This is a genomic window from Paraburkholderia sp. BCC1884 (genome assembly GCF_900996225.1).
Taxonomy (GTDB): Bacteria; Pseudomonadota; Gammaproteobacteria; order Burkholderiales; family Burkholderiaceae; genus Paraburkholderia.
This window is the reverse complement of the sequence record NZ_CAAJGL010000134.1, coordinates 192,609-214,082: the sequence shown is the minus strand read 5'-3', so window position 1 is coordinate 214,082 and position 21,474 is coordinate 192,609. Positions and strand designations below refer to the sequence as shown.

Here is a 21,474-nt window from a genome sequence, read left to right as displayed (position 1 = left end):
CATCCGGCGGACTACCGCGCAAGTTGTTAGCCTGAAGATTCCCTAGCGCCTGAGCATTCGCGCTGTCCCCAGGAAGACCATTGCCGCTTCCGTGACGGTCGATCAAACGCTGCGCTTCCGCCGAAGAGAGCATTGCAGGATCGACAACCTGCGTCGACGGCAATTCGACGTTACTGGACTGAGCACTGGAACTCGTACTGCTGACTGAAGTGGACATACCCTCACCTTGCCTCGTGGTTGAGAACGTCCGCATGAATGCGCGGACGTTCTCATCACAACCGATTCAGCGGTGTCCAAGGTGATAGATAGATATCGGGTGAGCCGTTCGCCAGACCTTAGAACGGCGTCATGACCGGACTGCCCTTCGGGTCGTTGAAGTACGTGTCGACCACCTGGTAGAAGGCCCGCGGCGAATCGGCCACTTCCCACACCGCGAGAATGACCTGATAGCCGGTGCGATCCGGCAACCGGCATTGATGAACGGTCGGCTGAGGCGGCTGAAGATCGGCCTGCCAATAGGGCTGCCCAGCGTTCTGCACCATGCAGAAGGGTTGCGCCTCGAACTGCGCGCGCGTCAGCGGTGTTGCCGGGTCCCAGTCGGCGCGGGTGATGAAGTAATTCCAGCGCCGCGTCGCATGCACGGCCGCATATTCCCATTTGAACGTCTGCACCGCGTTGGCTTGCAATGGGATCTTGGTCCAGCGAGTCGGCGACTGCTCGTTCAACACCGGAAGGTCGCCGTTGACGCTCCCTCCGGCAATCGCGCCATCCTTCGGCGGCAGTTGGTTACGCACATCGTCGGGCGCGACGGTATCGGCGAGTCCTGCCTGTGTGGCAGGGAAGAACTTGCCGTTCTCCATTGCATTCGCTTGCCAGGCTTCAACAGGGCAATTCGCATTGTGTTGTAGCGTGCACAACACGATACGGGAGGCAGGCTCGGTTACACGCCCGTGTGCCTGGACCAGTGTTGCGCCAACCAGAGCGGTGAGCCCGAACGCCAGATGGCGCGGGTCGAATCTGCGATACGTACGTCCGTTCATAAGCGAATCTCCATGACATTCCTCGCACGGCGCGCAACGCGGTCCGAAGCGCAACGAAGAGAAGGGTTCCACACCGAAGTTGCTGCGAGGCCAAGGTAACGTGGCCGTCGAAACTGGCGTGTGAGAAACGTCTCAAATCTGGACGATGCGACCTCGCCGCATGCCGGTCTGCGCACGACACGCTGCATACCGATTCGGCGAAAGGTCGCATGCGGCGTTCGGCATTCAACCTGCGCCGATACCCGTTGCATGATGGACGCTCACGTTCCGCCAGGAACAACCTGAGCCATGACATCGAGCGAAGCGGGGGAAGACGTGCAACTGGACAAGCTGCAAATCGTGCTGGCCGATGACCAACCGTTATTCGTGCTCGGTACCGCAGGATTGATCGCGCAGTTGCGCATCGGAACCGTGATTCGCGTGGCATCGACTTCGGATGCGTTGATCGAAGTGCTGAGCGAGACGGCGTGCGACGTGCTGGTGATGGAATACGTGATGCCGGGTCAGCGGTACGGTGACGGCATGCGCCTGCTCAGTTATCTGCGTCGCGCGTTTACCCCGCTACGCGTGATCGTCCTGACGAGCGTGAGCAATGTCGGCGTATGTCGCGCGATCTGGCGCACCGGCGTAGCGGGACTGGTGAGCAAGGCAGATTCGCCAGAAGCCCTGCCGCTTGCGATTCACGCGGCCGCGAGCGGCCGTCGCCATCTCTCGCCATGGATGCGTGGCAGCCTGAGCGCTAGTGAAGCGATGGGGATCAACGCGACGGTGCGGCTGTCGCCGCGCGAAGCCGAAGTGCTGCGACTGCTGGCATCGGGATTGTCGGCGGCCGACGTGTCCGATCGCCTGCAGCGCAGCCCGAAGACAATCAGCCGCCACAAGCGCTCGGGCATGGCCCGCCTGGGCATTACGACGGACAGCGCGCTGTTTCAGTACTTGAGCGGACACGACGTCCCGACTGGCGACGCAGCGCGCCCCGCACCGGTATAGCGGACCGAAGTGGCGCTACGCCACCGGCGATGTCACGACACCACTACGCGAGGCTCCCGCCGCCATCACGATCGCCGGCGCATCTTCGATGCCCGTTCCGCGCGCGGCGGCCTCCTCCGATACATCGCGACTCGCATCGTTCAACTGCTGATATCGCCGGAACCTGGAAGGCGCCATCCCCTTCACCGCCAGAAACTGCCGGTTGAAATTCGACAGGTTATTAAAGCCTGCCTTGAAACAGATGTCCGTCACGCTCAAGGCATCGTCGGTCAGCAACTGACAGGCGAGATTGATCCGCATCCGGTTCACGTACTGCACGAACGGCAGCCCGGTGTGCCGGCGGAAATACCGCGAAAACGCACTCACGCTCTGCCCGGCGAGTTGCGCGAGATCCGATTCGCGCAATTCACATGAGAGATTTTTGCCGATATACGAGAGCACGTGATTGATGCGAGTCGACGCGAAGCCGGTCGGATCGACCTGATACGCCGGACTCGCCAGCATCTCGCGATCTTCCGCGTTCAGCAGCAGTTCGAGCATCGACATGAACAGCACCAGCCGGCGCAGTCCGCGCGCCGTCAACAGTTCGAGAAACAACGGCTGCAGTGCCGCGCTGGTTTGCGCACCGAACGAGACACCGCGCCGCGAGTCCGCGAGCAGCGCCTCGACCTGCCGCCACTCCGGAAAACTTTCGACACAGCTCGACACGAATTCCTGCCCGAATTGCACGACCAGATTGCGCTGTGCGATGACGTCGCCGTCCGGCACTTCGCTCACCCAGTTGTGCGGCAGGTTCGGGCCGATCAGGACCAGATTGCCCGGCGCGAAACTGCTGATGTGGTCGCCGACGAACATCTTGCCGGTCGTCGCCATGATCAGGTGAATCTCGTATTCGGGGTGAAAGTGCCAACGCACCGTGCGGTACGGATAGCCGTGCGACCATACTTTGAACGATTCGTCGCGGCGCACGGCCACGAGTTCGAGATCGGGTTGCACTGTCTGCCTCCTGAAGCGGCGCGTCGCGCGTGCCGCAGACCTTTGTCTTGTATAGCGAAACGTAGCCCTCAATAGCGCGCTACGCCACTAAAAATGAGACCACCGACTGATACTTTTTTGCATTCGTACCGATCCTGGCCGATTCCGGGTCAATTTTGACGCAATGCAATACGCACGACAACGCCCTTGCAGTCGTGCGCCGATGCGCTATCGAGCACTCCACAAGCCCCGCCACGCCGCGCTGCGCCACGAAAAGCCTGGCGCCTCGCCTTGACTTTCGTTTCGCCGGGTACGATCATTCGCTCACACGCAGAGCAAATGCTCCACTCAAGAAAAAACGCACGCATCGCGCCGTGCGAGCCAAGGACATTCAGGAGACGCACATGAACAGCGGGCAAGGCAGCGGCACGGCCGCACACGTGATCCTGCACATCGGCGCGGGATCGTTTCACCGCGCGCATCAGGCGTGGTATCTCCATCGATTGAATGAAGGCAAGGTAGCCGGCGAGCCGCACTGGTCGCTCACGGTCGGCAACATTCGCAGCGACATGAACGCCGTGCTCGACGCGCTCGCCGCGCAAAACGGCGTGTACACGCTCGAAACCGTCACGCCCCAAGGCGAGCGCGCGTACGAGACGATCCGCTCGATCGAGCGCGTGGTGCCGTGGACCGAAAGCCTCGACGGCTTGATCGAAGCCGGCGCCGATCCGGCCTGCAAGATCATCGCCTTCACCGTGACCGAGGGCGGTTATTACCTCGACGAAGAAGACGAACTCGATACCGCCAACCCCGATCTCGCCGCCGACCTGGATGGCGGCCACACCACCATTTACGGCGCGCTCGCAGCGATTCTCGATGCCCGCATGAAACGCGGCGCGGGCCCCGTCACGCTGCAAACCTGCGACAACCTGCGTAGCAACGGCGAACGTTTCCACGCCGGCATGAGCGAGTTTCTCGAACGACGCGGCGCGAACGAACTCGCGCAATGGTTCGACGACAACACCGCCGCGCCGAGTTCGATGGTCGACCGCATCACGCCGCGTCCCACGCCGGACGTGCGCGAACGCGTGAAGGCCGCGACCGGCGTCGACGACGCCTGCCCGGTGATGGGCGAAGCGTTCATCCAATGGGTGATCGAAGACAACTTCATCGCGGGTCGCCCCGCCTGGGAGAAGGTCGGCGCGGAACTGGTGGACTCGGTGATGCCCTACGAGGAAGCCAAGATCCGCATCCTCAACGCGACGCATAGCTGCATCGCGTGGGCGGGCACGCTGGTCGGGCTCAACTACATCCACGAAGGCACGCTCGACGCGGACATCCAGAAGTTCGCCTTCGACTATGTCAGCGAAGACGTGATCCCCTGTCTCACGCCGAGTCCGCTCGATCTCGAACGGTATCGCGACGTGGTGCTCGAACGTTTCAGCAATCCGTATATCCAGGACACCAACCAGCGCGTCGCGGCCGACGGTTTCTCCAAGCTGCCGGGCTTCATCGCGCCGACGCTGTCCGAGTGTTTCGAGCGCGGCGTCGTGCCGGCGGCCACCGCCATGCTGCCTGCGCTGTTCTTCCGCTTCCTCGAACGCTGGCATGCGGGCACGTTGCCGTACGCGTATCAGGACGGCGTGATGGACGAACGCGTCGCGCGCGCCTATTTCGAAGCACCCGATCCTTTGAAGGCGTTCGCGGCGGACCGTCTGCTGTGGGGCAGCATGGCTCAGACGCCGGAACTGGAATCGGCGCTGGCGGGCGCACTCGCTCGCGTCGATGTCTGGCTCGCCAGACGCGGCGCGGTTTAACCCCTGATCCCTTGCCCTCGCGCTTTTCGACCGCTGCGGTGCCAGGCTTAATGCGCATGGCAGCGCGCGCCCTGTGCGGCTAAAGTAGCGCATCTCCAACGACGAAGGTTCCGCGCCCATGTATCTCGGCATCGACCTCGGCACGTCCGAAGTAAAAGTTCTGCTGCTCGCCTCCGATGGACGCGTGATCGGCACCGCTGGCTCCCCGTTTACCGTTTCGCGTCCGCATCAGCGCTGGGCCGAGCAGAATCCCGAAGACTGGTGGGCCGGCACGCGCACGGCGCTCGCCGCCTTGCGCGCGAAGTATCCCGACGAATTCGCGCAGATTCGCGGCATCGGCCTGTCGGGGCAGATGCACGGCGCCGTGCTGCTCGACGCGCAGGATCGCGTGCTGCGGCCCGCGATCCTGTGGAACGACATGCGCAGCGACAAGGAATGCGCCGAGTTGACCGAGCGCGCGCCGGACTTGCACAGCGTCGCCGGCAATCTCGCCATGCCCGGTTTCACCGCGCCGAAACTGCTGTGGGTCGCGCGCCATGAGCCGGAGATTTTTGCGCAGACGGCCTGTGTGCTGTTGCCGAAGGATTACCTGCGGCTGCAACTGACCGGCGGCAAGGTATCCGACCCCTCGGATGCGGCCGGCACGCTGTGGCTCGACGTCGCCAAACGCGACTGGTCGGATTCGTTGCTCGCGGCCTGCAACATGACACGGGCACAGATGCCGGGTCTGTGCGAAGGCAGCGCGCCGTCCGGCACGCTGCTGCCCGACGTCGCGCGTGAATTCGGCTTGCAGGACGGCGTGATCGTCGCGGCCGGTGGCGGCGACAACGCCACCAGCGCGATCGGCATCGGCGCGACGCAACCGGGCGACGGTTTCGTCTCGCTCGGCACGTCCGGCGTGCTGTGCGTGGTCGGCGACAGTTTCCGGCCGAATCCGGCTTCCGCCGTGCATGCGTTCTGTCACGCGATTCCCGATCGCTGGCATCAGATGAGCGTGGTGTTGTCGGCGGCCAGCTGTTTGCGCTGGGTCTGCAAGCTCACCTCCACCGACGAGCCCACTTTGCTCGCCGAAATCGAAGCCCTGCCCGCCGATGCACTGAACACCGCGCCGCTCTTCCTGCCGTATCTGTCGGGTGAACGCACGCCGCACAACGACCCGTATGCGCAAGGTGTGTTCTTCGGCATGAATCACGCGACCGACCGCGCGCTGCTCGGCTACGCCGTGCTCGAAGGCGTGACGCTGGCGCTGACGGACGGTCTCGACGCCCTGCGCGCCGCCGGTACCGAAGCGAAGGCGTTGTCGCTGCTGGGCGGCGGCGCCCGTAGCGACTACTGGGCGCAACTGCTCGCCGACGCGCTCGATACCGCCACCCGCAAGCACGGCGGCGGCGAAACCGGCGCGGCGCTCGGCGCGGCGCGGCTCGGCTGGCTAGCCGCCGGCGGCGACCCGGCCACGGTGCTGTCCAAACCGCCGATCGAAAAAGAGTTCACGCCGAACCCGCGCCGCCATGCCGAACTGCGCGCGCGGCTCGAAGCCTATCGCTCGCTGTATCGCCACGTGCGGCCGTTGTTCGACCCCGCGCGGCAACCGCTTGCCTGACCGGCCATCCGCAGCCGGCTTCCGTCGAGACAGGAAAACCGGCTGCTATCATCGGCGCACTTCAAGCGAACCGTCACCGTGCCCAAGTCCACAGAAAAATTAGATCTTGCTACCCGCGCCGCGTGGCTCTACTACGTTGCAGGCAATACCCAGAACGAGATCGCCGAAAAGCTGCAGGTGTCGCGGCCGGTCGCGCAGCGGCTGGTCGCCTTCGCGGTCGAAAAGAATCTGATTCGCGTGCGCGTGGATCATCAACTCGCCGACTGCCTCTCGCTCGCCGATCAACTGTCGAAACGCTACGGCCTGAGCATGTGCGAGGTCGTGCCGATCGACAGCGATACCTCCGAAGAAGTGGACCGCAAACTGGCAGTGGCCGGCGCGCAGGTGATGGAGCGCTATCTCGGCGAAGAAAAACCGATGGTGGTCGCCGTCAGCAGCGGCCGTACGCTGAAAGCCGCGGTCGATCAGATCGCGCAACTGGAGCGTCCGCAGCACCGCTTGGTCTCGATGGTCGGGGCGATCGCCCAGGACGGCTCCTCGAACCGCTACGACGTCGCGCTGCACATCTCCGAGAAGACCGGCGGCAAGCATTTTCTGCTGCCCGCGCCTTTGCTCGCCGATAGCGAAGCCGAGCGCGCGCAGTGGTGCAATCACCGGCTGTACCGGATCGTCGAGTCGCTGTCGGCGGACGCCGATGTCGCCTTTGTCGGGATCGGCAATATCGGGCCGAAATGCCCGCTGCACGAAGACGGCTTCATTACGTCGGCGGAAGTGAAGGAATTGATGCAGAACGGCGCGGTGGCCGAAATGCTGGGACTGCCGATCGATGCCGCCGGCGCGCACGTCGAATCGCCGACTGGCCGCCGCGTGACGAGCATCGCACTCGATTCGCCGCCGCGGCGCCCGACCATCGGCTTCGCCGGCGGCGAGCGCAAGCGCGAGGCATTGATCGCGGTGCTCAAAGGCGGCTGGCTGTCGGGACTGGTGACCGACGAGTTGTGCGCCCGCGCCGCGCTCGAAGCCTGAGCGCCGGACGCGCTACACCATCGGCAAACCTTCCGTGATGATGATGCGGTAATCCGCGCCCTCCCGGCGCGTCTCGCTGACGGCCTGATACGCCGGACTGCGATACCACGCCACGGCTTCATCGTAGCTGGTGAATTCGAGGATCAGAATATCCTCGATCCCGGGACCTTCCACCACTTCCCTGCGACCGTGGCTCGCGAGCAGCATCACGGGATGCTGTTCGAACGTTGCAGGGGCAACCTGTTTGTATTCTTCGAGTTTGGCGGAGTCGTGCGTTTTCTCGCGCGTGATGACGACGTAGGCGGGCATGAGCGTTTCCAGAGCGTGACGATGAGGAAAACTACGAGGAAAGCGGCGCGCCCGCCGCTTTCCCAACTCATCACGCGGCCAGCACTTCGACGATCTTACGCTGGAATGCTTTCCCTGCGCTGTCGAACAGATGGCAATGCTCGGGGGTGGCGCCGAGCTTCTGCATTTCGCCCTTGGTATGGCGTTCGAGCGGCGGAATTCGCGCGATCAGGCCGTCCGGCGAGACACTCGATTCTGCATACAGATAGGCCGCGTCGCCGAGCGATTCGAGGGCCATCGTGCGGGCCGAGATGCCGTCGTCGGTCGTGCCGACATGCAGGTGCTCCGGGCGGATGCCGACTGTCACCTTGTCGCCCTGCTTGACCGCGCCCGGCTCCACCGCCACGCGCTGCGTCTCGCCGGTTTCATAGCGCACCGTCACGCCGTCGTGCGTGACCGACTGCACCACGCCTTCCATGAAGTTCATTTTCGGCGAGCCGATGAAGCCCGCGACGAACCGGTTGGCCGGCGCGTGATACAGCATGGTCGGGCTGCCGACCTGCTCCAGATTGCCCGCCGACAACACCACGATCTTGTCCGCCAGCGTCATCGCTTCGACCTGATCGTGCGTCACGTAGATCATCGTGGTCTTCAGTTCATCGTGCAGACGCGCGAATTCGAGGCGCATTTTCACGCGCAGCGCGGCGTCGAGGTTCGACAGGGGTTCGTCGAACAGGAACACCTTCGGCTTGCGCGTGATCGCGCGGCCGATCGCCACCCGCTGACGCTGGCCGCCCGACAGTTGTTTCGGCTTGCGATCGAGCAGATGGTCGATGTGCAGAATCTTGGCTGCATTGCGCACCGCCGCGTCGATCTCCGGTTTCTTGGTGCCGGCGAGTTTCAGGCCGAATGCCATGTTGTCGTAGAGCGTCATGTGCGGATACAGCGCGTACGACTGGAACACCATCGCGATGCCGCGCTTGGCGGGTGCCACGTCGTTCACGCGCATGCCGTCGATGGTCAGGTCGCCGCTGGTGATGTCTTCCAGGCCGGCGATCATGCGCATCAGCGTGGATTTGCCGCAACCGCTCGGGCCCACGAACACGACGAACTCGCCGTCCGCGATGTCGAGGTTGATGTCGCGCATCACTTCGTTGTCGTCGTAAGCTTTTCTGATGTTGCGCAGAGTTACGCTTGCCATGATGTGTCTCCGTGTAATGCTGTGTGTTGCTCGTGCATTGCTTGCTGGTTACTCAATGTTGCCTACCGGTTGTCCCTGCGGTCCGGGTCGCCGCGCCAGAGTGGCCGCACTCAGGGCGCCGCCGCCGTCGCGCTGAGCGTCCATTGCGCGACCAGATCGGGCAACTGCTGCATGTCGTCGAATACGTGACGCGCGCCGACCGCGTGCAACTTGTCGATTTGCGCATTGCTCGCATGGCCGCCGCCGATGAAGCCGAGCACGGTCATGCCTGCCGCCGTCGCCGCCGTCACGCCCGTCACACTGTCTTCCACCACGAGGCACGCGGCGGGCGCGAGGCCTAAACTCGCGGCGGCCGCCAGATAGACATCGGGCGCGGGCTTCGGATTCGGCACCGTGTCGGCGCAGAACAGGCGGTCACCGAAAAACTTCACGAGGCCAGTGCGCGTCAGTACGGATTCGACATACGGACGGAAGCTGTTGCTCGCGCACGCCTTGATGAGCGGCACCTGAGCAAGCGCCGCTTCGATGCCGTCCACCGCCGGGGCTTGCATGGCCGCGGCTTCCACCGCGCGACGAATCGCATCGATGTCGGCGACGCTCAGGCTTTTGCCGAGTTGCGTCGCCGTACCCTGCAATACGGCCTCGATGCGTAAGCCGAGCAGCGGCAGCACCACCGGCTCGACGTCGACGCCTGGCCAACGCGCTTCGAGTTCGTGCACCAGCATGCGCGCCGCCACGGCTTCACTGTCGATCAGCACACCGTCGCAGTCGCAGATCAGCGCACGATTGCTGGCTATCGTTACCGCGGTCGCTGCGGTCATTTCACCGCCCCGAACGTGAGGCCGCGCACCAGTTGCTTCTGCGACAGCCAGCCGACGATCAGGATCGGCGCCACGGCCAGCAGCGAAGCCGCCGACAGCTTGGCCCAGAACAAGCCCTCAGGACTCGAATACGAGGCAATGAAGACGGTCAGCGGCGCCGCATTCGAACTCGACAGGTTGATACTCCAGAACGCTTCGTTCCATGACAGGATCACCAGCAGCAGCGCCGTGGAGGCGAGCCCCGGCAGCGACATCGGCATCAGCAGATAGACGATTTCCTGCCAGGTCTTGGCGCCGTCGATCCGCCCGGCTTCGAGAATGTCGCGCGGAATTTCGGCGAAGTACGTGAACGACATCCACACCGCGATCGGCAAATTGATGAGCGTGTAGACGATCACCAGACCCGATACCGTATCGAGCAGGCCGGTGTTCTTCCACAGCAGATAGATCGGCACCAGCACGCCGACCGACGGCATCATCTTGGTCGACAGCATCCACAGCAGCACTTTCTGCGTGCGGCGCGTCGGGAAAAACGCCATCGCGTAGGCGGCCGGCACGGCGAGAATCAGGCACAGCACCGTGACACCCGCCGAAATCAGCACCGAATTCCACGCGAACGAAAAGTAATTGCTGCGTGCGAACACCTCGCGGAAGCTATCCAGCGTCGGCACGAAAAACAGCGACGACGCGTAAGCCTGCTGCTCCGTCTTGAACGCGGTGATCGTCATCCAGAAGATCGGGAAAAACAGCAGCAACGCGACGAGCCAGGCAATCACGCCAGGAATGCCACGGCGGATTGCGGCAAACGGCGACTTCGCCGGTACGGTCATGGGCGTCGAGGTGGACGCCGGAGTGGAGGCAACGTGGCTCATTTTTCGTACTCCCCTTTCAGGTTCTTCGCGAGCATCCGCACGAGGAAGAACGACACGACGTTAGCCAGCACCACAGCGAGAATGCCGCCCGCCGAAGCGAGACCGACGTCGAACTGTTGCAGGCCGAGCGAATAGATCAGGTACGACAGGTTGGTGGTCGCCGTGCCGGGACCGCCGCCGGTGGTCGTATAGATTTCGGCGAAGATCGACAGCAGGAAAATCGTTTCCATCATCACCACCACCGCGATCGCCCGTTTCAGGTGAGGCAGCGTGATGTAGAAGAACATCGAGAACGGCCCTGCGCCATCGATACGCGCCGCCTCTTTCTGCTCCTGATCGAGCGACTGGATCGCGGTGAACAGAATCAGGAACGCAAACGGCAACCACTGCCACGCGACGATCATGATCACGGCGGTCAGCGGATATTCAGCGAACCAGTCGATCGGCGTCATGCCCATGGCGCGCATACCCTGTGCGATCAGACCGTACACCGGGTGCAGGATCATGTTCTTCCAGATCAGCGCGCTGACGGTCGGCATCACGAAGAACGGGGCGATGGCAAGCAACCGCGCAATGCCCTGACCGTAGAACTTGCGGTCGAACAGGATCGACATCAGCACGCCGCCGACCACGGTAATCACCAGCACCGAGATGATCAGTTCGAGGGTGTGGCCGATCGAGGGGCCGAATGACGGATCGGTCGCGAGGTATTTGTAGTTGTCGAGACCGGCGAAACCTTTGAGGTCCGGATTCAACAGGTTGTAGCGCGAGAACGAAAACCAGATCGTCATCGCGAGCGGAATCGCCATCCACAACACGAGGACCGCGACCGACGGCGAAACTAGCCAGCGGGCGGAATTGGCTTTACGAACTTCGCGTTCTTTTTCGGTCTGGGGCTGGGCATGCATGAGAGGTAGGCGCAGAGGACGCATGGTGGACCACCTGTTCGGTAATGCGCGGGCCAACCGCCTACGCCGCCTCGACCCGCATGGCTGCCGCCACATCCTGCGATGTCGCGGCGCGCGCGGCGGGGACGGCCCGCTGTGCTGCGTGAGCCGGCTGACGGGCGTCAGCCGGCGCGTGCCACTTGATGCGTGTGGCCTGGTGACGCGTGACTTTCACGCGTCACCGCGGTTACTTCTGATAGCCAGCCTGCTGCACTGCGCGATTCGCGGTCGCATTGCCGGCGGCCAGCGCCTGGTCGACTGTCATCTGTCCGGCGATTGCGCCGGAAATGCTCTGACCGACCACGGTACCGAACGACTGGAACTCGGGGATGCCGACGAACTGCACACCGGTGTACGGCACCGGCTTGAGCGTCGGATGATCCGGGTCAGCCGTTTCGATCGCCTTCAGCACGAAGTCGCCGAACGGAGCGGCCTGCTTGTACTCGGGGCGCGCATAAGTGGATTGACGCGTTCCCGGCGGCACCGAGGCCCAGCCTTCGTCCTTCGCGACCAGTTCGATGTACTGCTTCGACGTCGCCCACGCAATGAACTTCTTGGCGGCATCAGTCTGCTTCGACGACTTCGGAATCGCCAGCGCCCACGCCCACAACCAGTGCGAGCCCTTCGGCGTCACGGCCGTCGGTGCAGCGGCGAAGCCGACCTTGTCGGCGATCTGCGATTGCTGCTTGTTGTACAGCATGCCGGCGGCCACGGTTGCATCGATCCACATCGCGCACTTGCCCGAGGACATCAGCGTCAGGTTTTCGTTGAAGCCGTTCGAACTCGCTCCCGGGGGGCCGTCTTTCTTCAGCAGATCGACGTAGAACGTGATCGCCTTCTTCCATTCCGGCGAGGTCAGTTGCGCATTCCACTTTTCATCGAACCAGCGGCCGCCGAAGGTGTTCACGACCGTCGTCGCGAACGCCATGTTTTCACCCCAACCGGCCTTGCCGCGCAGACAGATGCCGTACATGCCGTTGGCCTTGTCGGTGAGCTTGTCGGCGAATTGCTGGATCTGGTCGTAGGTCGGCTGATCCGGCATCTTCAGGCCCTTGGCCGCGAACAGATCCTTGCGGTAATACGTCATCGAGCTTTCGACGTAGAACGGCAGCGCGTACAACTGGCCGCCGCTCGAGAGGCCGTCGCGGGCCGTCTTCACGACGTCGTTCAGATCGTAATCGGCGGGCAGATTCGTGAGCGGCGTGAGCCAGCCGCGCTTACCCCATTGCGGCGTTTCATAGGCGCCGATCGTCATCACGTCGAACTGGCCGCTGCCGGTCGTGATGTCGGTGGTGGCGCGCTGACGCAGCACGTTTTCTTCGAGAATCACCCAGTTCAGCTTGATGTCCGGATTGGCCTTTTCGAATTCAGGCGAGAGTTTCTTCAACTCGATCATGTCCGGATTGTTCAACGTGGCGATCGTGACCGTCGCGGCCGATGCGTGCATCGCAAAGCACGCGATAGCACCGGCGCTAGCCGCCTTCAGCGCGGATTTGAGGACTGGTTTCATGTGTTGTCTCCTTTCTCGTACGTTATGTGGTGCTGCGTTTGTTCTACGGGAATGACCATGGATCACGCGCGCGCACGTGCCTGCTTCAACTCATCCAGTTGCCGCCGTCGACGTTCAGCGTTTGCGCGGTAATGTAGTCGGCATCCGCCGACGCGAGAAACAGGGCGGCGCCGGTCAGGTCCTCCGGCACACCCATGCGGCCGAGCGGCACCGCTTCACCCACCAGGCGCTTCTTCTCGCCGAGCGGCCGATTTTCATAACGGGCGAAGAGCGCGTCGACTTCCTTCCACATCGGCGTATCGACGACACCCGGCGCAATGCCGTTCACATTGATCTTGTGCGGCGCGAGAGCGAGTGCGGCGGATTGCGTGTAGCTGAGCACGGCGGCCTTGGTCGCGCAGTAGTGCGACACCAGCGCCTCGCCGCGCCGCCCGGCTTGCGACGACATATTGACGATCTTGCCGCCGTGGCCCTGCTCGACCATCTGCTGGGCGACGGCCTGCATCAGGAAGAACATGCCCTTCACGTTGACCGCGAAGAGGCGGTCGAACACGTCCCAGGATTCGTCGAGGATCGGGCGCATATCGAAGAGCGCCGCGTTGTTGAACAGGATGTCGATCTGGCCGAAGCGCTCCAGCGCGCTGGCCACGATGCGTTGAATGTCGTCGCGGCGGGTGACGTCGGCGCCGACGGTGAGGATGCGCTCGCCATAAGTGGCGCGCAGTGCGTCGCCGAAACTGTCCGCGGGCTTCACGTCGACCAGCACGCAGCGCGCGCCTTCGTCGAGATAACGGCGGGCCACGGCTTCACCGATCCCGCTTGCTGCACCCGTCAGAATGGCCACCTTGTCTTGCAATCGTGCCGCCACTGCCTGTCTCCGGTTTGTTTCGCATCTTGAGGCGCGGTGAGCGAACGCTCGTTGCGCGAACAATTGCTCTGTTAGTGATCGAATGATCGGATATGGACCGGGTCATGTCAAGGCGCTCCGACAGATTTCGATGGTGCAGCGCGGCAGGTTCCTGACGTTGCTTCGCGTGCCTCGCACAACACTAATACGAGAAATCGCAGGCCGCCCAATCTCTTTCTGCGCAAGCCGCTGACAAAAAATTGAGATACGTTATATCATTGCGACCTCGCCCGATCCCGAGGTTCGCCCCATGGCTTCATCGATTGCAGAACAGCACGCCGTGCGGCTCGCCCACGCCGAGGCGCACGCCGCCTTGCATGGCATCGCGCTGACACCGCTGCGTCGTCAGGTGTATGAGGCGGTCCTTGCCAGCGAGCGGCCGGTCGGCGCTTACGAGCTGCTGGACGCGCTTGCGCCGCAGCGCGGCCGCATGCCGCCCACCACCATCTACCGTGCGTTGGACTTTCTGGTGGCGCACGGCTTCGTCCATCGGATCGAATCGAAGAATGCGTTCGTGGCTTGCTGCGAGATCGGTGTGCCGCATCGCAGCCAGTTTCTGATGTGCGACGGCTGCGGCGCGACCGTCGAGATTCCCGGCGACGAACTCGCCGAGCAGCTCTCGCATAGCGAGCCGGCGCATGGCTTCGAGGTGCATCGCCAGGTGGTCGAGCTCAGCGGCTTGTGCGCTCTTTGCGCCCGTGCGGCGCGGCCTGCGGGCGCATCGGCATGAGGCTCGCGTCAAACGGATACAGCGGTTCCTAACGGCAGTGACTCACTCAACCCTCACGCAGCAGGACACAACGATGAAGAAACTCGGCTCGATGTTGAACGGGGCGCAGCGTGCGCTGAAGCTGTCGAGGTACGTGGCCATCGGCGCCGCGGCCGTGCTCGCGTTCAGTCACGACGCGCTCGCCGCCGACGCGAAAATCCCGGTGGTCGCCGCCGAGAATTTCTACGGCGACGTGGTGCAGCAACTGGGCGGCGATCGTGTCGACGTGACGAGCATTCTCAGCAACCCGGACCAGGACCCGCATCTGTTCGAAGCCAGTCCGAAGACCGCACGCGCCTTGCAGCACGCGAGCCTTGTGGTCTATAACGGCGCCGACTACGATCCGTGGATGGCGAAACTGCTGGCTGCGTCGAAGGGCACCAACCGCACGACGATCGTCGCCGCCGAGCTGACTGGCAAGAAAGGCGGCGATAATCCGCATCTCTGGTACGACCCGGCGACCATGCCCAAGGTGGCGCGCGCGGTCAGCGCCGCGCTCGTGGCGGCTGACCCGGCGCACAAGTCGGCGTACGATGCGAACCTCGCGAAGTTTCTCGATTCGCTCAAGCCGATCGACGCCAGGGTCGCCGACCTGCATGGCCGCTACGCGGGCGTGCCGGTCACGGCGACCGAACCGGTGTTCGGCTATATGTCGGACGCGGTGGGCCTGAGCATGCGCAATCTGCGCTTCCAGCTCGCCACGATGAACGACACCGAAGCCAGCGCGACCGATATCGCCGCGTTCGAACGCGATCTGCGCGAGAAGCGCGTCCGTGTTCTGATCTATAACAGCCAGGCAACCGAGGCCCTGACCAAACGCATGTTGAAGCTCGCGCAGCAATCGAAGGTGCCGACCATGAGCGTCACCGAAACCGAACCGGCCGGCAAGACCTACCAGACGTGGATGCTGACGCAGCTCGACGCCTTGAGCACGGCGCTGGCTTCCTCGGGCGATGCGGGCGGCGCGAACGCGGCAGCGGCTTCCGGCGCCAAAGGAAAGACACCATGACGCTGACTGGCCACAGCGCGCCAGCCATGACGCCCGTGAGCGCCCCGTCGAATGCGGCCGTGCTCGAACTCGAGCAGGTCACGCTCGAACTCGGCGGCCGCACGATCCTGCGCGACACCGGCTTCGTGGTGAACCAGGGCGAATTCATCGGCGTGCTCGGGCCGAACGGCGCGGGCAAGACCACGCTGATGCGCGCGGTGCTCGGCCTCGTGCCGGCGTCGAGCGGCGCGATTCGCGTGCTGGGGCAGCCGGTCGAACGCGGCAATGCATCGATCGGCTATATGCCGCAGACGCGCAGCGCACTCGCCGGCCGGCGCGTACGTGGCCGCGATTTCGTCGCGATGGCGGCCGACGGCCACCGCTGGGGCCTGCCCCACGCGGACGCCAAAACCCGCGCCGATGTCGAGCGCGTGCTGGATCTGGTGGGCGGCCGCAAGCTGGCTGAACGGCCTTTATCGGAGTTGTCCGGTGGCGAGCGTCAGCGCTTGCTGCTCGCGCAGTGTCTGCTCGGCAACCCGAAACTGCTGTTGCTGGATGAGCCGCTCATCAGCCTCGATCCGCATCATCAGAAGAGCGTGGTCGAACTGGTGCGGCGCGTGCAACGCGAACTCGGCATTGCCGTACTGTTCTCGGCGCATGAACTGAATCCGCTGCTGAACTCGCTCGACCGCGTGCTGTATCTCGGCAGCGGCGTGGCGGCCCTCGGCACGGTCGACGAAGTGATTACGCGCCCCGTCCTGTCGCGCCTCTACGGTTCGCCGATCGACGTAATGCGCGTGAACGGCCGCATCTTCGTGATGTCGGGCGATGTCGAAGTCGAGAAGCACGATCACGAGCACGAACACGACGAGAACGGCGGTCACGGCCACGCGCATTCGCATTCCCATGGCCACTCGCACGGCCACTCCCATCAGCACGACTCACGCGACGGACACACGCACGATGTTTGAATACGATTTCATGGTGAACGCATTCGCGGCGTCGGGGATCGTCGCGGTGCTGGCGGGCGTGGTGGGCTACTTTCTGGTGATGCGCGGACAGACCTTCGCGGGCCACGCGCTCTCGCACGTCGGCTTCACCGGCGCGACGGGTGCGGTGCTGATCGGCATCTCGCCGATCTGGGGGATGATCGGCTTTACGCTCGCGGCGGGCGTCGGCATGGGCGCGCTCGGCGAGCGGCTCGCCGGACGCGATGTGGCGATCGGCGTGATCCTGTCGCTGTCGCTCGGTTTTGGTCTGCTGTTTCTGCACTTCTTCACGGCGTACGCCACGCAAGTCACCGCGCTGCTGTTCGGTAACGTACTCGGCGTGAACGCATCGACGCTCGGCGTGCTGGCAGCGTTGGGCGTGATCAGTTTGCTCGCGCTCGCGGCAATCATGCGCCCCCTGCTGTTCGCTTCGTTGCAGCCCGAATTGGCCGAAGCCAAAGGCGTATCGCTGCGCCTCGTGTCGGTGCTGTTTCTCGCCATCGCTGCGCTGGCTGTCGCGGCCTGTACGCAGATCGTCGGGGTCTTGCTGGTGTTCACGTTGATGGTCGGGCCGGCCGCCGCCGCACAGAACATGACGACGCGGCTGTCGACCGGCCTCGTGCTGGCCGCTGTGTTTGCGCTGCTGCAAGCGTGGCTGGGACTGACGCTCGCGTTCTACACCGATTGGCCGACGAGTTTCTGGATTACCGTGCTGTCGGCAATCGTGTATGGCGGGAGTCTGTTGAAACGGCATTGAGCCGAAGTCGGAATGACGACGGCCGCGCCAACCCGCGCCGCCGTCATCATCATCCTCACCGTCGTGCGGTCCGGCTTCAGCCGAGCAACACCTTCGCGTGATGCGCGAGATGGTCCTCGACGAACGTCGAGATGAAGTAGTAGCCGTGATCGTAGCCGGCGTGACGCCGTAACGTCAGCGGCTGCCCCGCCGCCTGGCACGCGGCTTCGAACAGATCCGGATTCAACTGCTCTGCCAGGAACTGATCCGCGAGTCCCTGATCGACCAGAATCCCCGCCGCGAACTTGTGCGACGCCTGCGCCACCAGTTCGCTCGCGTCGTACTGTTTCCACGCCTCGCGGTCATCGCCCAGATAGCCACCCAACGCTTTTTCGCCCCACGGGCAACGCGTCGGCGCGGCAATCGGCGCGAACGCCGACACCGAGCGATAGATTTCCGGATTGCGCAGCGCCAGCATCAACGCGCCGTGGCCGCCCATCGAATGCCCGAAGATGCCCAGACGCGCGCCATCCACGGGCAGATTCGCGAGCACCGTTTCGCGCAGTTCGTCCCGCACGTATGAGTACATGCGGTAATGCGTGGCCCACGGCTGCTGGGTCGCGTCGACGTAAAAACCCGCGCCCACACCGAAGTCCCACGCCGCGCTTTCCCCCGGCACGCCCGCGCCGCGCGGACTCGTATCCGGCGAGATCAACGCTATGCCATGTTGCGCCGCGAAGCGCTGCGCGCCTGCCTTGATCGGAAAAGTTTCTTCCGTGCAGGTGAGGCCCGCGAGGTAGAACAGCGCGGGCACGTTTGCATTGGCCTGCAACGCCTGCGGCGGCAGGTACACCGAGAAGCGCATCGGCAGACCGATGGTCTGCGAGTCGTGCCGATAGATGCGCTGCTCGCCGCCATGACAGGCGTGCGACGACAGAAGTTCAAGCATCACGATGCTCCTTTGGCTGCCGCGTTAGTAGAGCACGACCGAGCGGATCGACTCGCCCTTCTTCATCAGATCGAAGCCCTCGTTGATGCGTTCGAGCGGCAGACGGTGCGTGATCAGATCGTCGATGTTGATCTTGCCTTCCATGTACCAGTCGACGATCTTCGGCACGTCCGTGCGCCCGCGCGCGCCGCCGAAGGCCGAGCCCTTCCACTCGCGGCCCGTCACCAGCTGGAACGGGCGCGTGCTGATTTCCTCGCCCGCCGCCGCCACGCCGATGATGAACGACTGGCCCCAGCCCTTGTGCGTGCATTCGAGCGCCTGACGCATCACCTTCGTGTTGCCGATGCATTCGAACGAATAGTCCGCGCCGCCATCGGTGAGTTGCACGATGTGATCGACCACGTTCTCGACTTCGTTCGGGTTGATGAAGTGCGTCATGCCGAATTTCTTCGCCAGCTCGACGCGACCCGGATTGAGATCGACGCCGATGATCTTGTCCGCGCCGACCATCTTCGCGCCTTGAATCACGTTGAGGCCGATGCCGCCGAGCCCGAACACGACCACGTTCGCACCCGCTTCGACCTTCGCCGAATACACCACCGCGCCGACGCCCGTCGTCACGCCGCAACCGATGTAGCAGATCTTGTCGAACGGCGCGTCTTCACGCACCTTCGCCACCGCGATTTCCGGCACGACGATGTAGTTCGAAAACGTGGACGTGCCCATGTAGTGAAACAGCGGCTTGCCGTCGAGCGAGAAGCGCGAGGTGGCATCGGGCATCAGGCCCTTGCCTTGCGTCGAGCGGATCGCCTGACACAGATTCGTCTTGCGCGACAGGCAGAACTTGCACTGACGGCATTCGGGCGTGTAGAGCGGAATCACGTGATCGCCTTTCTTCAACGTGCCGACGCCCGGCCCCGTATCGACGATCACGCCTGCACCTTCATGACCCAGAATCGCCGGAAAAATCCCTTCCGGGTCCGCGCCCGAGAGCGTGTAGTAATCGGTGTGACAAATGCCCGTGGCCTTCACCTCGATCAGGACTTCACCGGCGCGCGGGCCTTCCAGATCGACTTCCTCGATCGTCAACGGGGCGCCTGCTTTCCATGCGATAGCTGCTTTGGTTTTCATCGTGATTGCTCCTGTTCGTGTGAATCGGTTGATGCGTGGCGCGTCGCGAAAGAGTTAGCGGCGACGCGCGTGTGTCGGGTCTGATTGCATCTTTGTTTTCGAGGCGACGGCGCTGCGCGTGCCGCGTCGAAAATCGGCGTTGCCACATTCGGCTCGGCGCAATGGGCCGAGCTATACGTTAGCGCGCGAAAACCGTCATGGTATTGCAAAGCGCGTCACGGCATTGTCCATACCGGACATCGCGTTACTTACCGGGCGGCGTGCGGTTAAACCACGGTTCCACCCTCGCGTACAGATCGAGAAAGCGTGCATACCGTTCAGCGAGCGCTGTGTCGCCTTGCGCAGCCGCGACTCGCGTCGCACCCGGCGCGAGTGTGGGAAGGTCGCCCGCATGCCAATGCCCGCTCGCGAGACCGCCGAGGATCGCCGCGCCACGCGGCGCGGCGTTGGGGCAATCGACCGCGTGGAGTTCGACGTCGAGCGCATCGGCCAGCAATTGACGCCAGCGTGCATCGACGGAACCGCCGCCCGCCAGCTTCAGCCTCGTCACCGTTGCGCCGCTCGCGCGAATCGCGTCGAGCCCGGCGCGCAGCGAGAACGCAACGCCTTCGAATGCCGCGCGCATCATCGAGCCGCGCGTGTGGTCGAGCGCGAGTCCGAGCCAGCCGCCACGTGCGGAGGGATTGAGCCAGGGCGTGCGTTCGCCGGTGAGGTAAGGGAGAAACGTGAGGTCGGGCGCGCTGGCGGTGTCGTCGGATTCGGCGAACGCATCGCGATAAGCCTCCGTCCATTCATACGACAGCCATCCGCGCACGCGCTCCAGCGCGATGCCCACGTTCTGCATCGCCGCCATCCGATACCAGTGATCGCTCGCCGCACGATATCGATGCAGGCCCCTGACGGCTGCGGGTTCCTGCCTGGAGAGCACGATGATCTGTCCACCGGTGCCGGTGGTGAGCAAGGCGTCGCCCTCGCGCGCGAGGCCGCTGCCTAGCGCCGCGCAGGGCGTGTCGGCGGCGCCGGTCGCGAGCACGATGCCGGCGCGCAAGCCGAGCGCCTGTCCCGCTTCCTCCGACAACACGCCACCCGCCGCATACGACGGCGCCAACGGTGCGAACCAATCCGTCGGAATGTCGAGCCGCTTCAGCAGCGCCGTGTCCCACACGCCGGCGGGATCGGCGAGCGCAGTCGCGCAGGCGTCGGAGGGATCGGTGGCAACCGCGCCGCCCAACGCGACGCGCAGCCAGTCCTTCGGCTGCAACGCCCAACGCGTGCGACGCGCGGTTTGCGGCTCATGCAATACGATCCAGCGCAGCAGCGGACCCGCCATGCCGGGCGCCACCGGATTCGGCTGCGGCTCGGGCCATTGATCGAGCAAGGCCAGTGCGCGCGTGTCGGGCCACAGCATCGCGGGACGCACGGCCTCGCCCGCCTCGTCGATCAGCACCACGCCATGCATCTGGCCGGAGAAGCCGATCGCTTCGACTTCGCGACGCAGTCCTTCAGGCAAACGCGCCGCCGCTTCGCACAACGCGCGCCACCATGTCTGTACCGATGTTTCGGCCCAGCCTGGCTGCGGTGTTTCGATGGCATACGCGACGCTCGCCACCGCTTGCTCGTGGCCGTTCGTGTCGACGATTGCTACTTTGAGGGAACCGGTGCCGAGGTCGATGCCGAGAAAACTCATGGGCGATAGAGCGTCAAAAAAGTGCAGGAAGGTGGGTACTCGGAAAGCGCTCGGGAAGCCTAGTTTTGCCCCACCGAAGCGCGAGTCCGACAACGCGTGCGAACACGACCAAATCAGTCGATTCGCGGGTTAACCCCGCCACGCCGCGCGTTGCGCCAAAACAGGACTATGCGTCGAGTGAGATACACCTCATTGATTCTCACACATATCGCGTCGACCCTGGCCCTTGCA

At 63.9% G+C, this 21,474-nt stretch carries 21 protein-coding genes; 8 read left to right on the top strand and 13 right to left on the bottom strand.

Features of this window, described 5'->3' with window-relative positions:
- Positions 1-335: 335 nt before the first annotated feature.
- Positions 336-1,040: a lytic polysaccharide monooxygenase gene (locus FQ705_RS30275; protein ID WP_144148081.1), complete on the bottom strand. Its 705-nt coding sequence runs from the start codon at positions 1,038-1,040 to the stop codon at positions 336-338.
- A gap of 288 nt (positions 1,041-1,328) precedes the next feature.
- Here FQ705_RS30275 and FQ705_RS30270 point away from each other — a divergent pair, with 288 nt between their 5' ends.
- Positions 1,329-2,030, top strand: a complete 702-nt coding sequence (locus FQ705_RS30270; protein WP_144148079.1) for a response regulator — start codon at positions 1,329-1,331, stop codon at positions 2,028-2,030.
- A gap of 15 nt (positions 2,031-2,045) precedes the next feature.
- Here FQ705_RS30270 and FQ705_RS30265 read toward each other — a convergent pair whose 3' ends face one another.
- Positions 2,046-3,026 (bottom strand): AraC family transcriptional regulator, encoded by a 981-nt coding sequence (locus FQ705_RS30265; protein ID WP_144148077.1) that lies wholly within the window; start codon positions 3,024-3,026, stop codon positions 2,046-2,048.
- A 383-nt stretch (positions 3,027-3,409) separates the two neighbouring features.
- Between FQ705_RS30265 and dalD the strand changes: the two genes are divergently transcribed.
- The 3 genes from dalD (at position 3,410) to FQ705_RS30250 (ending at position 7,448) form a co-directional block, all read left to right on the top strand.
- A complete protein-coding gene (gene dalD, locus FQ705_RS30260; protein ID WP_144148075.1) occupies positions 3,410-4,822 on the top strand; it encodes a D-arabinitol 4-dehydrogenase in 1,413 nt (470 codons plus the stop codon).
- Between the two features lie 118 nt (positions 4,823-4,940).
- Complete coding sequence (gene xylB, locus FQ705_RS30255) at positions 4,941-6,422, top strand: xylulokinase (RefSeq protein WP_144148073.1); 1,482 nt, start codon at positions 4,941-4,943, stop codon at positions 6,420-6,422.
- A 78-nt stretch (positions 6,423-6,500) separates the two neighbouring features.
- The gene (locus FQ705_RS30250) at positions 6,501-7,448 is read left to right on the top strand and encodes a sugar-binding transcriptional regulator (RefSeq protein WP_144148071.1); all 948 of its coding nucleotides are present in this window, start codon (positions 6,501-6,503) and stop codon (positions 7,446-7,448) included.
- A gap of 12 nt (positions 7,449-7,460) precedes the next feature.
- Here FQ705_RS30250 and FQ705_RS30245 read toward each other — a convergent pair whose 3' ends face one another.
- The 8 genes from FQ705_RS30245 to FQ705_RS30215 all read right to left on the bottom strand — a co-directional run bounded on the left by FQ705_RS30245 (position 7,461) and on the right by FQ705_RS30215 (position 13,955).
- Positions 7,461-7,757 carry a DUF1330 domain-containing protein gene (locus FQ705_RS30245; RefSeq protein ID WP_144148069.1) on the bottom strand — a complete coding sequence of 99 codons (297 nt, stop codon included), beginning with the start codon at positions 7,755-7,757 and terminating at the stop codon, positions 7,461-7,463.
- A gap of 70 nt (positions 7,758-7,827) precedes the next feature.
- Positions 7,828-8,937: an ABC transporter ATP-binding protein gene (locus FQ705_RS30240; RefSeq protein ID WP_144148068.1), complete on the bottom strand. Its 1,110-nt coding sequence runs from the start codon at positions 8,935-8,937 to the stop codon at positions 7,828-7,830.
- A gap of 110 nt (positions 8,938-9,047) precedes the next feature.
- The gene (locus tag FQ705_RS30235) at positions 9,048-9,758 is read right to left on the bottom strand and encodes an HAD family hydrolase (RefSeq protein WP_144148066.1); all 711 of its coding nucleotides are present in this window, start codon (positions 9,756-9,758) and stop codon (positions 9,048-9,050) included.
- On the bottom strand, positions 9,755-10,588 hold the full coding sequence (locus tag FQ705_RS30230; RefSeq protein ID WP_260854670.1) for a carbohydrate ABC transporter permease: 834 nt from the start codon (positions 10,586-10,588) through the stop codon (positions 9,755-9,757). The genes FQ705_RS30235 and FQ705_RS30230 overlap by 4 nt, the downstream gene beginning before the upstream one ends.
- A gap of 38 nt (positions 10,589-10,626) precedes the next feature.
- Positions 10,627-11,562 (bottom strand): carbohydrate ABC transporter permease, encoded by a 936-nt coding sequence (locus FQ705_RS30225; protein WP_144148062.1) that lies wholly within the window; start codon positions 11,560-11,562, stop codon positions 10,627-10,629.
- 37 nt (positions 11,563-11,599) lie between these two features.
- Positions 11,600-11,752, bottom strand: a complete 153-nt coding sequence (locus tag FQ705_RS34235; protein WP_186308073.1) for a hypothetical protein — start codon at positions 11,750-11,752, stop codon at positions 11,600-11,602.
- 12 nt (positions 11,753-11,764) lie between these two features.
- Positions 11,765-13,087, bottom strand: a complete 1,323-nt coding sequence (locus FQ705_RS30220; RefSeq protein ID WP_144148060.1) for an ABC transporter substrate-binding protein — start codon at positions 13,085-13,087, stop codon at positions 11,765-11,767.
- A gap of 85 nt (positions 13,088-13,172) precedes the next feature.
- Positions 13,173-13,955, bottom strand: coding sequence for an L-iditol 2-dehydrogenase (locus tag FQ705_RS30215; protein WP_144148058.1), 783 nt, complete (start codon positions 13,953-13,955; stop codon positions 13,173-13,175).
- Positions 13,956-14,244: 289 nt separating this feature from the next.
- On the opposite strand from FQ705_RS30215, the gene FQ705_RS30210 reads away from it, so the two are divergent.
- The 4 genes from FQ705_RS30210 to FQ705_RS30195 all read left to right on the top strand — a co-directional run bounded on the left by FQ705_RS30210 (position 14,245) and on the right by FQ705_RS30195 (position 17,497).
- Positions 14,245-14,724, top strand: coding sequence for a Fur family transcriptional regulator (locus FQ705_RS30210; RefSeq protein ID WP_144148056.1), 480 nt, complete (start codon positions 14,245-14,247; stop codon positions 14,722-14,724).
- A 73-nt stretch (positions 14,725-14,797) separates the two neighbouring features.
- Positions 14,798-15,772 carry a metal ABC transporter solute-binding protein gene (locus FQ705_RS30205; RefSeq protein WP_144148053.1) on the top strand — a complete coding sequence of 325 codons (975 nt, stop codon included), beginning with the start codon at positions 14,798-14,800 and terminating at the stop codon, positions 15,770-15,772.
- Entirely contained in the window at positions 15,769-16,722 is a 954-nt protein-coding gene (locus tag FQ705_RS30200; protein WP_144148051.1) for an ABC transporter ATP-binding protein, read from the top strand. The genes FQ705_RS30205 and FQ705_RS30200 overlap by 4 nt, the downstream gene beginning before the upstream one ends.
- Positions 16,715-17,497, top strand: a complete 783-nt coding sequence (locus FQ705_RS30195) for a metal ABC transporter permease (protein ID WP_144148050.1) — start codon at positions 16,715-16,717, stop codon at positions 17,495-17,497. Before FQ705_RS30200 ends, FQ705_RS30195 begins: the two co-directional genes overlap by 8 nt.
- A 76-nt stretch (positions 17,498-17,573) precedes the next feature.
- Here the strand turns inward: FQ705_RS30195 and fghA are convergent, their stop codons facing one another.
- The 3 genes from fghA to FQ705_RS30180 form a co-directional block, all read right to left on the bottom strand.
- Complete coding sequence (gene fghA, locus FQ705_RS30190) at positions 17,574-18,425, bottom strand: S-formylglutathione hydrolase (protein ID WP_144148048.1); 852 nt, start codon at positions 18,423-18,425, stop codon at positions 17,574-17,576.
- Positions 18,426-18,449: 24 nt separating this feature from the next.
- Positions 18,450-19,556: an S-(hydroxymethyl)glutathione dehydrogenase/class III alcohol dehydrogenase gene (locus FQ705_RS30185; RefSeq protein WP_042321278.1), complete on the bottom strand. Its 1,107-nt coding sequence runs from the start codon at positions 19,554-19,556 to the stop codon at positions 18,450-18,452.
- Positions 19,557-19,800: 244 nt separating this feature from the next.
- Entirely contained in the window at positions 19,801-21,243 is a 1,443-nt protein-coding gene (locus FQ705_RS30180) for a xylulokinase (RefSeq protein WP_144148046.1), read from the bottom strand.
- Positions 21,244-21,474 lie beyond the last annotated feature (231 nt).

Excerpts from the sequence above, each read along its gene's own strand:
- FQ705_RS30235 (WP_144148066.1), bottom strand. The coding sequence starts at position 9,758 with ATGACCGCAGCGACCGCGGTAACGATAGCCAGCAATCGTGCGCTGATC.
- FQ705_RS30210 (WP_144148056.1), top strand. The coding sequence starts at position 14,245 with ATGGCTTCATCGATTGCAGAACAGCACGCCGTGCGGCTCGCCCACGCC.
- FQ705_RS30185 (WP_042321278.1), bottom strand. The coding sequence starts at position 19,556 with ATGAAAACCAAAGCAGCTATCGCATGGAAAGCAGGCGCCCCGTTGACG.
- FQ705_RS30240 (WP_144148068.1), bottom strand. The coding sequence starts at position 8,937 with ATGGCAAGCGTAACTCTGCGCAACATCAGAAAAGCTTACGACGACAAC.
- FQ705_RS30245 (WP_144148069.1), bottom strand. The coding sequence starts at position 7,757 with ATGCCCGCCTACGTCGTCATCACGCGCGAGAAAACGCACGACTCCGCC.
- FQ705_RS30225 (WP_144148062.1), bottom strand. The coding sequence starts at position 11,562 with ATGCGTCCTCTGCGCCTACCTCTCATGCATGCCCAGCCCCAGACCGAA.
- dalD (WP_144148075.1), top strand. The coding sequence starts at position 3,410 with ATGAACAGCGGGCAAGGCAGCGGCACGGCCGCACACGTGATCCTGCAC.
- FQ705_RS30275 (WP_144148081.1), bottom strand. The coding sequence starts at position 1,040 with ATGAACGGACGTACGTATCGCAGATTCGACCCGCGCCATCTGGCGTTC.
- FQ705_RS30220 (WP_144148060.1), bottom strand. The coding sequence starts at position 13,087 with ATGAAACCAGTCCTCAAATCCGCGCTGAAGGCGGCTAGCGCCGGTGCT.
- xylB (WP_144148073.1), top strand. The coding sequence starts at position 4,941 with ATGTATCTCGGCATCGACCTCGGCACGTCCGAAGTAAAAGTTCTGCTG.
- FQ705_RS30205 (WP_144148053.1), top strand. The coding sequence starts at position 14,798 with ATGAAGAAACTCGGCTCGATGTTGAACGGGGCGCAGCGTGCGCTGAAG.
- FQ705_RS30230 (WP_260854670.1), bottom strand. The coding sequence starts at position 10,588 with ATGACCGTACCGGCGAAGTCGCCGTTTGCCGCAATCCGCCGTGGCATT.
- FQ705_RS30195 (WP_144148050.1), top strand. The coding sequence starts at position 16,715 with ATGTTTGAATACGATTTCATGGTGAACGCATTCGCGGCGTCGGGGATC.
- fghA (WP_144148048.1), bottom strand. The coding sequence starts at position 18,425 with ATGCTTGAACTTCTGTCGTCGCACGCCTGTCATGGCGGCGAGCAGCGC.
- FQ705_RS30270 (WP_144148079.1), top strand. The coding sequence starts at position 1,329 with ATGACATCGAGCGAAGCGGGGGAAGACGTGCAACTGGACAAGCTGCAA.
- FQ705_RS30200 (WP_144148051.1), top strand. The coding sequence starts at position 15,769 with ATGACGCTGACTGGCCACAGCGCGCCAGCCATGACGCCCGTGAGCGCC.
- FQ705_RS30180 (WP_144148046.1), bottom strand. The coding sequence starts at position 21,243 with ATGAGTTTTCTCGGCATCGACCTCGGCACCGGTTCCCTCAAAGTAGCA.